Genomic DNA, 13,540 nt, shown 5'->3' on the forward strand with positions numbered 1-13,540 from the left:
CTGGTCAAACTCCATCGGCGTTAGCCCCACCAGCCGCTCAAAGGAACGCGCTCGGGACTTCAGCTTCTCCAGCCGTAACACCCCTGAACCTACCTGCTCCTACCTCTACTGCGCAACGGGTCTTGAGAACAAGGCCTGGCACCCGCTTTGTCCCTCGCCGGGAGCCTGCCGGGCATGGTAAAACCGGAGGCAATGGAAAGCGTGGTTGCCCTCTTTCGTGAAGCCCAGCAGGCCCGGGGTGCCCTGGACGCCCTCCAGGCCCGCGGCTTTGACCGTGAACACCTCGGCTTTGCCCTGACCGACGTGGTGGCCGAGGACGATCTCGCGCAGCAGACCGGCGTCAGTCCCGAGGCGGGCGCGCCCGGTGGCTCCAGCAACGTGATTCGCGGCGCGCTGGTCGGGGCGCTGGCGGGCATCGCGCTGACCTTCCCCGTCTGGGTGCTGCTCCTGCTGTTCGTGCCCGTCTATCAGGAAGGCGGGCTGCTCGCCATGCTGTTCGGTGTGCTGGGGGGTGGCGGTCTGGGCGGTCTGTTCGGCGCACTGACTGGAGGCGACCACGGCGACTACGTGAAGCTGCTGCGCCAGATGGGCGTGCCCGCCGCGCAGGCCGAGCGCTTCTATGACGGCATCAAGGCCGGCAATATCCTGGTGATCGCCCGCGACCCCGAAGGTAGCCGGACGGACGAGGCCCTGGGCCTGATGCGCCGTCACGGTGCCCTGCGGCTCGACGACGTGTCGGGTGGTGGCCGCCTCCAGAGCGAGCGCCAGGGCCAGGGCGGTCACTGAAGCGCGGCTCCTGAGCAGCTCAGAACCGGGGCGGTGGGGGAAACCTCGCCGCCCCGCCGCTATTCCGGCCACACCAGCGCCGGGTCCGTCACGTCCGGCCACGCGGCGGGCAGAGATAACCTCCAGCCCTCGCCCACGAGTTCGCTGACCGGCACCACGCCCACGCCGCTGCCGCAGATCCAGGCACGGGTGACGTGGGGCAGCTCGGCCACCGGGACGGGCCGCTCCTCGAATGCTCTTCCGGTTAGGAAGGCTGCGCGGGTGAGGCCGGGCAGCCCGCCTGCCGGGACGACCAGCCGCCCCCCCAACTCCAGCAGCGGCGAGGTGCGCCCCCCGTCCACGACCTGCCCGGCGGCGTCCGTCAGCCAGCCTTCAAAGGCCCCGGCAGCAGCCGCTGCCTGCCCGGCCAGGAGGGACGGCAGATAGTTCCCGGTCTTGTGGGCCGCGAGTTGCGGGTGAACCTGCATGCCCGTAACGCACACGCTCACGCCCCCGGACGGGCGCGGGCCGGGCTGGATGGGTCGGTGCGACCAGAACACGCCCCCGGCGGTGGCGGTCAGGCGCAGCAGGCCCCAGGGCAGGGGGTCCAGGGCGAGTGGCCCGCCCTCAGGCGTGGGCAGCCCCAGGAAGGTGCAGGTCCGGGCCAACCGTGCCAAGTGCGCTTCCCACAGCAGCGGCACGCCCCAGCGGGTGCGAACGGTCGTGAAGGCGGTGGCACCGTGCAGCCAGGCGGAGGCGTCCACCCCGGTCGGCAGCGGCCTCACCGCTTCTCCTGACGGCTCAGCCTCAGCCAGTTGCCCAGCAGCACCCGCCCCGCCGGACTCAGCACGCTCTCGGGGTGGAACTGCACGCCCCAGGCGGGCCGCCCCGGCACCTGGAGGGCCATCACCTCGCCGTCCGCGCTGCGGGCCGTGACCAGTTCGTCGGGCAGGCCGCGCACGACCAGCGAGTGGTAGCGCCCGAACGGTGCCGCGTCCGCGATGCCCGCGAACAGGCCCTCCCCGCCGTGCCGCACCCCTTCCGGCCGGCCGTGGACGGGTTCGGCCCGCTCCACCCGCCCGCCCAGCACCTCGCCCAGCGCCTGATGCCCCAGGCAGACGCCCAGCAGCGGCACCCCCCGCTCCAGGCACAGGCGCGTGAGGGCGAGCGTGGAGCCGCTGGTTCCCGGTGTCCCCGGCCCCGGCCCCACCAGCACGGCATCCGGGCGGGAGGCCAGCAGCGTCTGCGCCTCCTCGTCCTGCGTCCGCACGTCCACCACCGCGCCCAGGGCGAGGAGGTCATGCGCGAGGTTCATGGTGAACGAGTCCCGGTTGTCCAGCAGCAGCACCCGCAGTCCCGTTTGCGAGGAGGCGGGCGGCGGTGCCCAGGCCCGGCCCGGCACGGGGAGCGCCGGCTCCTGCGCGGGCCGCCCCGGTCTGCCCGACAGCACCGCCAGCAGCGCCTGCGCCTTGTGGACTGTCTCCTGCGCCTCGCGCGCCGGGTCGGCGTCGATGACGGTGCCGCCCCCGGCACGGACCTGCACGGTCCAACGGCCAGCTTCCAGCGGCCAGCCGCCAGCATTGGGAGGCGTGAGCTGGTCGCTGGTGACTGGCGACTGGCGGCGGAATCCCGCCGTGCGAATCAGGATATTCACGTCCACCCGCGCGCCGCTCACGATGCCGACGCCGCCCGTGTACCAGCCGCGCGGTGCCGGTTCCAGGTCGCGGATGGCGGTCATCACGCGGGCCTTGGGTGCCCCGGTGATGGTGCCGCCCGGAAAGGTGGCGGCCAGCAGCTCGCGCACGGTCAGGCCGGGCCGGGCCGCCGCCGTCACCTCCGAGACGAGGTGCATCACGTGGCTGTAGCGCTCCACCAGGCCCAGGTCGGGGACCGTGACCGTGCCTGCCGCCGCCACCCGCCCCAGGTCGTGCCGCACGAGGTCCACCAGCATGGTGTGTTCGCTGACCTCCTTGGGGCTGGCGCGCAGCTCCCGTTCCAGCGCCGCGTCCTCCTCCGGCGTGTCGCCGCGCCGCCGCGTGCCCGCGATGGGGCGGGCCGAGATGTGTTCGCCTTCCCACAGCACCAGCCGTTCGGGGCTGCACGACACCACCACCTCCTCCCCCAGGTCCAGAAAGGCCATGAAGGGACTGGGGTTGACCTCCCGCAGCCGCAGGTAGGCCGCCAGGGGGTCACCCGTTGCCTGCGCCCGCACCCCGCGCGAGAGGTTCACCTGATAGACCTCGCCCGCCCGGATCAGGTCCTGCACGGCCCGCACGCCCGCCGGGTAATCCACGTCGTCCGCGCCGAACTCGCCCACCGTCAGGACAGGGGTGGGAGCCGGGTGGCCTGCCAGCACCGCCGCCCAGTCCACATGTCCGGCCTCACCGACGGCCTCCAGCGTGCCCGCCGCACGGTCCCAGACCAGGCCGCTGGGGTAGAGGCCCCACCAGGCCGCCGCGCCCTCCGGCGGGTGGGTTTCCAGGCCGAATGCCTGCGCCGCCTCGTACTTCAGGCCGCCCAGCCAGGCGGGGAAGAAGGCCTCCCCGGCGGGCCGCTCGGGCACGGCTTCCTGCACCTGCATCGGCCAGGCGCTCAGGAAGCTGTACTGCCCGTGGTCCACCACCGGTCCCAGCGATTCGAGCAGCACGACGCCCGGTGCGCCCGCCGCCCGCAGCCGCAGCAGCACGTCCGCCGGGGAGAGGGTGTTCAGGAAGGGGGGCAGGGGAGGGGCAGGCCGCGCAGTCACGGGCCGGATTCTAGGGCTGGCGTTCGGGGGCAGGGGTGGTGTTGCTCCATTGTCCTGCTATTGAGACCGGAGGCGAACCAGGGGTGGAAATCACCTCCTGATTTATCGTCTCCAAATCCCTACTCCCCGCCCGGATTTGGGGGGTAGACTGGGGGCATGTGGGTGTCGACCAAAGCTCAGTACGGCCTGCGCGCCCTGATTGAGATCGGGCGGCGGGGTGGGGATGCCGTGCCGCTCAAGGACGTGTCGGAGCGCCAGGGCATCAGCCAGCATTATCTAGAGCAGATCGCCAGCAACCTGCGCCGGGCGGGCTTCATCAAGAGCGTGCGGGGCGCGCGCGGCGGCTACCGCCTGGCCCGGCCCGCTCAGGCCATCAACGCCTACGAGGTGGTCACGGCGATGGAGGGCAGCATCGCGCCGGTGTCGTGCGTGGAAGACGACCATGTGTGCGACAAGGGCAACGTCTGCGGCACCCTGGACCTGTGGCACCGGGTGGATACGGCGCTGCGCGACGTGCTGGGTGGGACCACCCTGGCCGACCTGATTCTGGAGAGCGAGCGCCAGGAACACAGCCGCCTGGTGCAACTGGAACCCGTGTTCCCGTCTCCCACGGCCTGAACGCGCGGCCCCGCCGCCCGGCATCCTGGGGGCCGGGTATCCTGGGGGCCGATGTACCGCCGCATAAAGCCTGCCCTGTTCCGCCTGGATGCGGAGGACGCCCACCACCTCACCCTGCGCGCGCTGGGGGTGGCCTCGCGCCTGCCCGCCTGGCCTGCCCTCGCCCGGACGCTGACCGCCCCGGCTGACCCGCGCCTCACGCAGACGCTGTGGGGGCGCACCTTCACGTCCCCGGTGGGCCTCGCGGCGGGGCTGGACAAGAACGCGGAGGCGGTCCCGGCCTTCGGCGCGCTGGGCTTCGGCTTCCTGGAGGTCGGCACGGTGACGCCGTTGGCGCAGGCTGGCAACGAGCGGCCCCGCCTCTTCCGCCTCCCGCCCGACGAGGCGCTGATCAACCGCATGGGCTTCAACAACGCGGGGGCGGAGGCGCTGCACGCCCGCCTCGCCGCGCTCCCCGCCCGGCCTGCGCCCGTGTGGGTCAACATCGGGAAGAACAAGGCCACGCCGAACGAGGAGGCGGTGCAGGATTACCTGGGGTGCGTCCGCGCCCTGCAAGACGTGGCCGACGCCTTCGTGGTCAATGTCAGCAGCCCCAACACGCCCGGCCTGCGCGCCCTGCAAGCGGCAGCGGACCTCGCGGCCCTGGTGCGCGCGGTGCTGGGCGAGGTGGAGGTGGGCCGCGTCCGCACCCTGAGCCGCCCGCCCGTCCTCGTCAAACTCGCCCCCGACCTGCACCCCGAAGACTTCGAGGCGAGCGTGAACGCGGTGCTGGCGGCAGGTGCGGACGGCCTCATCATCAGCAACACCACCCTGAGCCGCGAGGGGCTGACCCATCCCCGGCGGGAGGAAGCGGGCGGCCTCAGCGGGCGGCCCCTCACCCGGCGCAGCACCGACCTCGTCCGCGACGCTTACCGCCTCACGCGGGGGCGCGTGCCCATCGTGGGTGTCGGGGGCATCTTCACTGCCGGGGACGCCTACGCCAAGATTCGTGCCGGGGCCGCGCTGACCGAGGTCTACACGGCGCTGATCTATGAAGGCCCCGGCCTGCCCGCCCGCCTGAACCGGGGCCTGGCCGGGTTACTCGCGCGCGACGGCTTCCGTAACGTGGCGGAGGCGGTGGGGGTGGACGCTTGATCGGCTGTGTAGGGGATGAGACGTTCTGGGCCGCGGCCCCCTGGCAGCATGGCGGCGCAGGGCCGTTTCTTACCCCCACAGGAGGCGCAGCATGACCGACCCCGGCGATATGGCGAACACCGACGTTCACGAGCGGGACGATTTTCCCGACACCAAGCGGGTCAACCCCGGCGTGGGGGATGAAAAGCTCGAAGAGGCCCTTCAGCGCAACGACAAGGATGAGGGCAAGGCCGCCTCGCAGAATCCCGACCCGCTCGACCTGTAGCCCGGAACATATGAAAACCCCGGCCGGCCCATTCCTGGGTGGCCGGGTTCAGCTCAGGTCGCTGAAGCGGCCCGCGCCGGGATCATTCTGCCGCCCGCTGGAACGCGACCTTCCCGCCCACCACCGTGAGTAGCGGCCAGCCCCTGAGGGTCTCGCCCGCCCAGGGGCTGAATTTCGCCTTGCTCCGGAAGTCGGCTGGGTTCACCTCGCGCCCGGTGTCCAGGTCCAGCACCACCAGGTCGGCGGGGGCACCGGCCTCCAGCGTCGGCTCGGGCCAGCCCATCACGCGGGCGGGGGCCGCCGTCATCAGGTCCAGCAGCCGCTCCAGCCCCAGCCGCTCGCCAAAGCGCGTCCACATCAGCGGAAAGGCCAGCTCGATGTACGCGATGCCAAAAGGGGCGTCCAGCAGGTCGCGTTCCTTCTCGGCGCGGGTGTGCGGCGCGTGGTCGGTGGCGAGGCAGTCCACCGTGCCGTCGAGCAGACCTTCCAGCAGATGGTCGGCGTCCGCCTGCGTCCGCAGGGGCGGCGCGACCTTGTAGAGGGCGTCAAAGGACCGCAGCGCCTCGTCGGTCAGGGTGAGGTGGTGGGGGCAGACCTCGCAGGTGACGGGCAGGCCGCGCCGTTTGGCCTCGCGCACCAGGTCGAGGGCGCGCGCCGTGGAGAGGTGCTGCACGTGCAGCCGCGCCCCGGTCAGCGCAACGATGTCCATGTCACGGGCCACGCGGGCCGCCTCCGCTGCCCAGGGGTTGCCGGGCAGGCCCAGTTCCTCGGACACCGGCCCCTCGTTCATCACGCCGTCCGCGCGCAGGGAAGCGTCCTCGGCGTGAACGCTCACGACCATCCCCAGGCTCTGGGCGTATTCCAGCCCCAGCCGCAGCACGCGGGCATTCTCGTTGGTGCGCCCGTCGTCGGTGAACATGGCCGCGCCGGCGTCCTTCAGAAAGGCGAGTTCGGCGAGCTGCTCGCCCTTCTGCCCCTGCGTGAGGGCGGCGGCGGGTTTCAGCCGGGCAAAGCCTAAGCCCTCCGCCTTCTCGAGCAGCGCGCGCACGGTGGCCGGGTCGTCCACCACCGGCGTCGTGTTGGGCATCGAGACGACCGTGCCGTAGCCGCCCGCCGCCGCCGCCGCCAGACCCGAGGCCAGGTCTTCCTTTTCCGTCTGCCCCGGCTCGCGCAGGTGCGCGTGGAGTTCGATAAGCGCAGGAGCGACGGTGCCGCCCTTGCCGTCCAGCACTTCCCCGAGGTCCCCGAGGTTCCAGCCCTGGATGACGCCGTTCTCGACGGTGACGGATTCCAGCCGGTTGCTGCCGGGGCGTTTGATGTTGGTGATGGTCAGGGTCATAGCCAGCTCCTTGAGGTCAATTCTGGTCGAACAGCGAACGGGATGAAGCGTTGCCCCGCCGTGTCTGGAATAAATGCAGGGTCAGGAAGAGTCCCCAGAGGAAAAAAAGCGGGTCCCAGAGCGCGGCGTGTCCTGCCAAACTGGCCCGGTCGAAGCTCTCCGTGCGGATCACTCCGGCCAACACGGCCCACGCGGTAAGGGTATTCGCGCCTCCATAGAGGATTAAAAATATGCCCCCTACCCAGCTGATGCCGCGCCAGAGCCGGGGCCAGGGCAGGCGGCCCCGGGTGTTGAGGAGCGGAATGATGGCCGCCGCCGCCTTGAACAGGGCGATGAGCAGAAGCAGCCAGAAAGCCTGCCGGGGGGCCTGCTGGCCCAACTCGACGGCCCATTGCCCCACCGTGTTCAGCAGCCACCGCCCGCCTCCCGCCCAGTACAGGCTGAACGCCGCGTGGATCAGACCAAGCAGGCAGGCTATCCAGACAAAGGGCGTTGTGCGGACGGTTCTCGTCACTGACTTTCTCCTGCACTCGTCTGGCTCAGGGCTTCATCGCCCTCAATCCCGCCCCACCAGCAGGTGGTACAGCACACTCATCCGCACGGCCTGCCCGTTCTCGACCTGCTTCAAGATGCGGCTGCGCGGGCCGTCGGCCACTTCACTGCTGATTTCGAGGTCGCGGTTCATCGGGCCGGGGTGCAGGACAATCGCGCCGCTCTCGGCTTCGCGCATCAGGGCCTCGTTGACCTGATAGCGCCCCGCGTACTCCTGAAGGCTGGCGAGGTAGCCCGCGTTCATGCGCTCCTGCTGGAGGCGCAGGGCCATCACCGCGTGGGCACCCCGCACGGCCTCGCGCGGGTCGGTGGTGAGGGTCACGCCGGGCAGGGCAGCGAGGTCAGCCGGAAGGAGGGTGGCCGGGCCGCACAGCACGACCTCGGCCCCCAGCTTCGGCAGCAGTTCGGCGTTGCTGCGCGCCACCCGCGAGTGGCGGATGTCCCCGATGATGGCGACCTTTTTCCCTTCCAGGGAGCCGTATTCCTGCCGGATGGTGTAGGCGTCGAGCAGCGCCTGGGTGGGGTGTGCCCGCCGCCCGTCGCCCGCGTTGATGACGGGCTTGCCGCTGTAGCGCGCGACCAGGTGCGCCGCGCCGCTGGCCGGGTGCCGCACCACGAAGGCGTCCACCTTGTAGGCGGTCAGCACCTCCACGGTGTCGCGCAGGCTCTCACCCTTGCTGAGGCTGCTGGCCCCCGCCGCAAAGCTCACCACATCGGCACTCATGCGCCGGGCGGCCAGTTCGAAAGAGATGCGGGTGCGGGTGCTGTTCTCGAAAAAGGCCGTGCAGACCGTCAGCCCCTGCAATGCCGGAACCTTCTTCACCGGGCGGTCGAGCACCTGGTTCATGGTGTCGGCGTTGTTCAGCAGGGCGTTCAGGCGTTCGGGCGTCCAGCCCTGGAAGTCCAGCAGGCTGCGGGGGCGGGGCGGGGTGGGGGCCGTCATTGCGCCGCCTCCGGCAGGTCATGCAGTTCCACCAGGTCCACGCCGTCCGTCTCCTGCAATTTCACCTTCACCATCTCCGCGCGGGCCGTGGGCAGGTTCTTGCCGACGTAATCCGCGCGGATGGGCAGCTCACGGTGGCCGCGGTCCACCAGCACCGCGAGCTGGATGCTGGCCGGGCGGCCCAGGTCGATCAGGGCGTCGAGCGCGGCGCGCACGGTGCGCCCCGTAAACAGCACGTCGTCCACCAGCACGACCCGGCGGCGGGCCAGGTCGAAGGGCACCTGCGTCTCGCGGATGATCGGCTGGTGCGCCACTTCCGACAGATCGTCGCGGTAGAGGGTGATATCGAGCATCCCGGTGGGCACCTCCACGCCTTCCAGCTCGCCCAGTTTCTGCGCCAGCCGGTGCGCCAGCGGAATGCCGCGCGTATGAATGCCGATCAGCGCGAGATTCTCCGCGCCCCTGTTCCGCTCGATGATCTCGTGCGCGATGCGCGTCAGGGCGCGGCGCACCTCGTCGGCGGTGAGGATGGTGGCCTTGGGGGTCATAGGCGTGCCGCCTTCTGCCCATAAAAAACGCCGTCCAGCACGTGCTGTCGGCCTGTCAAAACATGTCGCATCTTCGCTCCTTCTCCTGCCTCACGGGGCGGGCGCGGCCTCACGGGACCGCCAAGAAAAGGCCGGGGCATCTGCCCCATACCTGGGGGAGTCTACACGCTCCGGCAGGGCAGGGGAAGGGCTGGGCGATGACCCTGTGCCCTCCAGGCCACCGCCCGCATACCGCACTTAACGCTCAATGAACTTGACACGATTACACTCAAGGAATACACTCTGGACAGTTGAGTGCGGGGCATACCAAGCTGGTTGCGCGGCGCTTCCATCTTCAGGAGGTTTCCCCATGATGCGATTTGATCCTTTTCGTGAAATCGAGGAACTGACCCAGCGCATGGACCGCGCCTTTGGCAGCGCGGTGAACAACCAGACGGCCCGCCTCGCGCCCCCTGTGGACGTGCATGAGGACGAGCAGGGCCTGGAGCTGACGCTGGACCTCCCCGGCGTGCAGCCTGACGACATCCAGATCGAGGCCGAGAACCAGACGCTGACCGTGCAGGCGCAGCGGAAGTACAGCCGCCAGGAGGGCCGCACCGCCCACCGCGTGGAGCGCGCCTACGGCACCTTCAGCCGGACCTTCAGCGTTCCGGCCAAGTACGACCTGACCAAGGTCGAGGCCGACTTCGACCACGGCACCCTGACCATCCGCGTGCCCCGCAGCGAGGCCGCCCAGAAGCGCACCGTGAATGTCCGCAGCGGCGGGCAGCTCAGCGCCCCGAAGACGGTGGACGCCGGGCAGGGCCAGCCCAGCGGCTCCCAGACCCAGGCGGAGACCCAGGACCAGCAGGGCTAAACTTCACTTCTCCTTTCCTCCGCACAGACGCCCCGGACATGGATTGCCGGGGCGTCTGTGTATTCGTCTGGGCGTATTTGTGTGGGCGTTCCGTCTGTGCGTTCAGTCTTCCGCCGCTGCGTCGTACAGGCGCTGGCGGTCGCGGAAGCTGGCCTTTTGCCGCTCGGTGGTGTGGGCGTGGCAATGCTCGCAGCTCACGCCGCGCTCGAAGTGGGGGTGCCGCGTTTCTTCCGGCGTCAGCGGCCAGCCGCAGCTCTGGCACATCTCGCTCTCGCCCGGCTCCAGGCCATGCCCGACCGTCACCCGGCCGTCGAACACGAAGCATTCGCCCTCCCAGCGGCTCTGCTGGGGCGGAATGTCCTCCAGATAGCGCAGGATGCCGCCGCGCAGGTGGTACACGTCCTGAAACCCCATCTGGCGCAGCAGGCTGGTGGACTTCTCGCAGCGGATGCCGCCCGTGCAGAACATGGCGACCCGGCGTTCCCGCTGGCCCCCCAGATGCTCCTCCACCCAGGCCGGGAACTCGCGGAAGCTGTCCAGTTCGGGATTCACCGCGCCCTGGAAGGTGCCCGCCCTCACCTCGTAGCGGTTGCGGGTGTCGATCACCAGCACGTCGGGGTCCGAGAGCAGGGCGTTCCACTCCTGCGGGTCGAGGTAGTGGCCCACCTGCGCGAGCGGCTTGACCGGCACGCCCAGCGTCACGATTTCCTTTTTCAGCCGCACCTTCAGCCGTTTGAAGGGCTGCTCTGGGCTGAGCGATTCCTTGTATTCCAGCCCGCCGAAGCCCGCCGCCCGCAGAAAGGCGTGCAGTTCGCTGACGGCCTCCCGCGACCCTGCCACCGTGCCGTTGATGCCCTCCGGCGCGACGATGAGTGTGCCGCACAGGCCCAGGCGCGTGGCGAGGGCCAGCAGTTCCTCCCGCAGCGCGGCGGGGTCGGGCAGCGGGAGGAACTGGTAGAGGGCGGCGACGACCCAGGCGGGGGAAGGGGGAGAGCCGGACATCACCGGGGGATGATAGCGGCCCGGTCGCGGCTGAAGTCTGGCCGGAGCCTCCCTTTGCCCCGCCCGTGCCTGCTACCCTCGCCCCTGATGCCCACCCTCCTCGCCGCCGAGTCCCTGTCCGTCACCTTCGGGGAGCGGCCCGTGCTGCGCGGCGTGTCGCTGTCGGTGGCGACGGGCGAGCGGGTGGCGCTGCTGGGGCGCAACGGGGCGGGCAAGACCACGCTGCTGCGGGTGCTGACCGGCGAACTCGTGCCTGAGGAGGGGACCGTCTGGCGGATGCCGGGCCTGCGGATGGCGGTGCTGGAGCAGCATCACGCCCACCCCCCCGGCCTTACCGTGCGCGAGCTGGTGGACGCCGCCCACCCCTACCGCGGGCTGGAAACCGAACTGCTGACGCTGGAGGCGAACCTGGGCGACCCGGACATGCTGGCCGCGTGGACGGCGCTGCACGCCCGCCTGGAGGACGCCGGAGCCTACACCTGGCCCGCCCGCGCCGCACGGGTGCTGGGCATGCTCGACCTCACGCGATTCCTGAACCGCGAGGCGGCCACCCTCAGCGGCGGTGAGCGCACCCGGCTCGCGCTGGCCCTGGCGCTGGCCCGCGAACCCGACCTCCTGATTCTGGACGAACCGACCAACCACCTCGACATCCGGATGCGCGAGTGGCTGGAGGAGCATCTGCGGGACTTCCGGGGCGGCGTGCTGCTGACCAGCCACGACCGCGATTTTCTGGACGCTGCGGCGACCCGCAGCGTGTGGCTGGAACAGGGGGAGGGGACGGAGTACGCGGGGGGCTACTCGCGGGCGCGGGCGCAACGCGACCTCGAACGCCGGACGCGGGAGCGCGCGGCCCGGCTGGGAGAACGGGAGGCCGCCCGCCTGGCCGGAAGCGTGGAACAACTGGACCGCTGGGGCCGCCGTTCCCGCGCGCTGAAAACCCGTGTGGAACGCCTGCCCGTCACCGAGGCCCCCCTCCCCGAGCGGCAGCTCCGGATGCGCCTGCTGGCGGGCACGGCGCGGGCGCGGCTGGTCGCCTGGGGGGAACACCTCTCCAAGACTTACGGCGAGCGGGAGGTGCTGCACGACGTGGCCTTCAAGCTGCGGCAGGGCGACCGCGTGGCGTTGATGGGCGCGAACGGCACCGGCAAGACCACGCTGATGCGGTTGCTGGCCGGAGAACTCCAGCCCGACCCTGTCCCCCCTGAGGCTGGCCCGCCGGAACCTGTCCTGCGCGTGGCGAACGGCGTCACCGTCGCCAGCCTGGACCAGACCTGGCACGGCCTGACACCCGGCGAGGGGCTGAGGGCGCAGTTCGAGCGGAGGTTCGGCGCGCGGGCGAACGCTCTGCTGGGCCGCGCCGGGTTCGTGGAGGCCGACTGGCCCAAGACCCCTTCAACGCTCTCGGGCGGCGAGCGGGCGCGGGCGGGCCTCGCGCTGGTGAGCGCCCTGCGTGCCGACCTGCTGCTGCTCGACGAGCCGACCAACCACCTCGACGTGGAGGCGCTGCTGGCCCTGGAGGCGGCGGTCCACGCCTACGGCGGCGCAGTCGTCATCGTCACGCACGACCGCCGCTTTGCCCGCGAGGTCGCCAACCGGCTGTGGGTCATCGAGGATGCCCGGCTGCGCGAGGTGGCCGGGTGGGGCAGCCGCGAGTACGGCGACCCCGCGCGGACCCTGACCGGCGACCCGCCGCCACCCCCGCCACCCCCCACGCCCCGCCAGCGCCTCGTGCCGGTGGAGACGCAACTGGCGGACCTCCGCCGCGAACTCGACGCCCCGCCCGGCACCCTGACCGGCCGCGAGGAGGCCCGCTTGCGGGCGCAGTCGCACCAGCTTCAGGCGCACCTGTATGACCTGTACGCGCAAGCCTACGCCGCCCCCCAGTACGACGCCGAGGTGCGCGAGCCGCCGCTGACCGTCCGCGCGCAGCGCCTGGGCGAGCGGGGCGGCATGTTCTGGGCCGCCCGCGACGAGGAGGCCTGCCCCCACCTCGCCTGGGACGGCGAGACGTTGCGCTTTTCCGCCCCGCCCCCAGCCTGGTACGGCGCGGCGCTGCTGGGTGGGGCACTGCGCGTCCTCTTTGAAGGGTGGAAGGTGGGCCGGGTGCGGCTGGGGGAGGGGGGGCCGGTGCTGCGGCGGCGGGTGTATTTCGAGCGGATTGGGGTGGTCAGTGGTTAGTGGTGCGTGGTAAGTGGTGAGTGGAAGGAGAATGGCTGAAGCAGAAGCTCCCGCGCTTTTTCCACTTCCCACTGACCACTTCCCACTCCCCGCGCGCAGCGCCCCGCTATACTCCCCACCATGAGTGAAGACCTCATCAAGGGCCGTCTCGGCGGCGCGGACGGCTACAGCGTCCGCTGCGCCATCGACGGCGACCGCATCTCGGGCCGCGCGGGCGGGCGGCTGCACGGCAAGGACATCGACCTCGAAATCACCGAGCGGGGCGTGGAGGGCACGGTCGGCAGCGAGCCGGTCCGCATCGAGTTGGAGGAAGGCGAACTGCGCGGCAACGTGGGCGGCCAGAAGCTGGTGCTGCGCGGCGTGGACCGCGTGACCGGGTTCCTGGGCGAACCCATCGTGGGCTGGAACGTCGTCGCCCAGCAGCAGGGCGAGCAGCTCGTGGGCCAGCTCGGCAGCACGGTGCTGGGCCGCCCCTTCGAACTCGCCCTCGGCTCGGCCCCCGGCTGGGTCGGCGCGCTCGTCGCGGTGGTCGCCTTCTATGCGCTGGAACCCCGCGCGAGCGCAAGCCGGTAAGAGCTTCCAGCGGCCAGCTTC

14 protein-coding genes are annotated in these 13,540 nt (G+C 71.0%); 7 read left to right on the forward strand and 7 right to left on the reverse strand.

Annotated elements, in window-relative coordinates:
* Positions 1-174: 174 nt before the first annotated feature.
* Positions 175-786 carry a hypothetical protein gene (locus tag ABEA67_RS10295; protein WP_345464804.1) on the forward strand — a complete coding sequence of 204 codons (612 nt, stop codon included), beginning with the start codon at positions 175-177 and terminating at the stop codon, positions 784-786.
* Positions 787-845: 59 nt separating this feature from the next.
* Here ABEA67_RS10295 and ABEA67_RS10300 read toward each other — a convergent pair whose 3' ends face one another.
* Positions 846-1,550, reverse strand: a complete 705-nt coding sequence (locus ABEA67_RS10300) for an aminotransferase class IV (RefSeq protein ID WP_345464806.1) — start codon at positions 1,548-1,550, stop codon at positions 846-848.
* Complete coding sequence (locus tag ABEA67_RS10305; protein ID WP_345464808.1) at positions 1,547-3,511, reverse strand: chorismate-binding protein; 1,965 nt, start codon at positions 3,509-3,511, stop codon at positions 1,547-1,549. Before ABEA67_RS10305 ends, ABEA67_RS10300 begins: the two co-directional genes overlap by 4 nt.
* A 156-nt stretch (positions 3,512-3,667) precedes the next feature.
* Between ABEA67_RS10305 and ABEA67_RS10310 the strand changes: the two genes are divergently transcribed.
* The 3 genes from ABEA67_RS10310 (at position 3,668) to ABEA67_RS10320 (ending at position 5,528) form a co-directional block, all read left to right on the forward strand.
* Complete coding sequence (locus ABEA67_RS10310; protein WP_345464810.1) at positions 3,668-4,129, forward strand: RrF2 family transcriptional regulator; 462 nt, start codon at positions 3,668-3,670, stop codon at positions 4,127-4,129.
* Positions 4,130-4,180: 51 nt separating this feature from the next.
* Positions 4,181-5,263 (forward strand): quinone-dependent dihydroorotate dehydrogenase, encoded by a 1,083-nt coding sequence (locus tag ABEA67_RS10315; protein WP_345464812.1) that lies wholly within the window; start codon positions 4,181-4,183, stop codon positions 5,261-5,263.
* Between the two features lie 91 nt (positions 5,264-5,354).
* Positions 5,355-5,528, forward strand: a complete 174-nt coding sequence (locus ABEA67_RS10320) for a hypothetical protein (RefSeq protein WP_345464814.1) — start codon at positions 5,355-5,357, stop codon at positions 5,526-5,528.
* Positions 5,529-5,610: 82 nt separating this feature from the next.
* Here the strand turns inward: ABEA67_RS10320 and ABEA67_RS10325 are convergent, their stop codons facing one another.
* From ABEA67_RS10325 to pyrR, 4 genes are read right to left on the reverse strand one after another with little or no spacing between them, the layout of a single operon-like run.
* Positions 5,611-6,867: a dihydroorotase gene (locus tag ABEA67_RS10325; RefSeq protein ID WP_345464816.1), complete on the reverse strand. Its 1,257-nt coding sequence runs from the start codon at positions 6,865-6,867 to the stop codon at positions 5,611-5,613.
* 16 nt (positions 6,868-6,883) lie between these two features.
* Entirely contained in the window at positions 6,884-7,381 is a 498-nt protein-coding gene (locus tag ABEA67_RS10330) for a DUF3995 domain-containing protein (protein WP_345464818.1), read from the reverse strand.
* Positions 7,382-7,423: 42 nt separating this feature from the next.
* The gene (locus ABEA67_RS10335; RefSeq protein ID WP_345464820.1) at positions 7,424-8,362 is read right to left on the reverse strand and encodes an aspartate carbamoyltransferase catalytic subunit; all 939 of its coding nucleotides are present in this window, start codon (positions 8,360-8,362) and stop codon (positions 7,424-7,426) included.
* On the reverse strand, positions 8,359-8,910 hold the full coding sequence (gene pyrR, locus ABEA67_RS10340; RefSeq protein ID WP_345464821.1) for a bifunctional pyr operon transcriptional regulator/uracil phosphoribosyltransferase PyrR: 552 nt from the start codon (positions 8,908-8,910) through the stop codon (positions 8,359-8,361). The genes ABEA67_RS10335 and pyrR overlap by 4 nt, the downstream gene beginning before the upstream one ends.
* Positions 8,911-9,259: 349 nt before the next feature.
* Here pyrR and ABEA67_RS10345 point away from each other — a divergent pair, with 349 nt between their 5' ends.
* Positions 9,260-9,766: an Hsp20/alpha crystallin family protein gene (locus ABEA67_RS10345; protein WP_345464822.1), complete on the forward strand. Its 507-nt coding sequence runs from the start codon at positions 9,260-9,262 to the stop codon at positions 9,764-9,766.
* A 102-nt stretch (positions 9,767-9,868) separates the two neighbouring features.
* Here ABEA67_RS10345 and trhO read toward each other — a convergent pair whose 3' ends face one another.
* Positions 9,869-10,768 (reverse strand): oxygen-dependent tRNA uridine(34) hydroxylase TrhO, encoded by a 900-nt coding sequence (gene trhO / locus ABEA67_RS10350; RefSeq protein ID WP_345464823.1) that lies wholly within the window; start codon positions 10,766-10,768, stop codon positions 9,869-9,871.
* An 87-nt stretch (positions 10,769-10,855) separates the two neighbouring features.
* Between trhO and ABEA67_RS10355 the strand changes: the two genes are divergently transcribed.
* Both ABEA67_RS10355 and ABEA67_RS10360 read left to right on the forward strand, forming a co-directional pair.
* Entirely contained in the window at positions 10,856-12,946 is a 2,091-nt protein-coding gene (locus ABEA67_RS10355; protein WP_345464824.1) for an ABC-F family ATP-binding cassette domain-containing protein, read from the forward strand.
* Between the two features lie 120 nt (positions 12,947-13,066).
* A complete protein-coding gene (locus ABEA67_RS10360; RefSeq protein WP_345464826.1) occupies positions 13,067-13,519 on the forward strand; it encodes a hypothetical protein in 453 nt (150 codons plus the stop codon).
* Positions 13,520-13,540: the final 21 nt, after the last annotated feature.

It is taken from the genome of Deinococcus carri, from assembly GCF_039545055.1.
In the GTDB taxonomy this organism is placed as follows: Bacteria; Deinococcota; Deinococci; order Deinococcales; family Deinococcaceae; genus Deinococcus; species Deinococcus carri.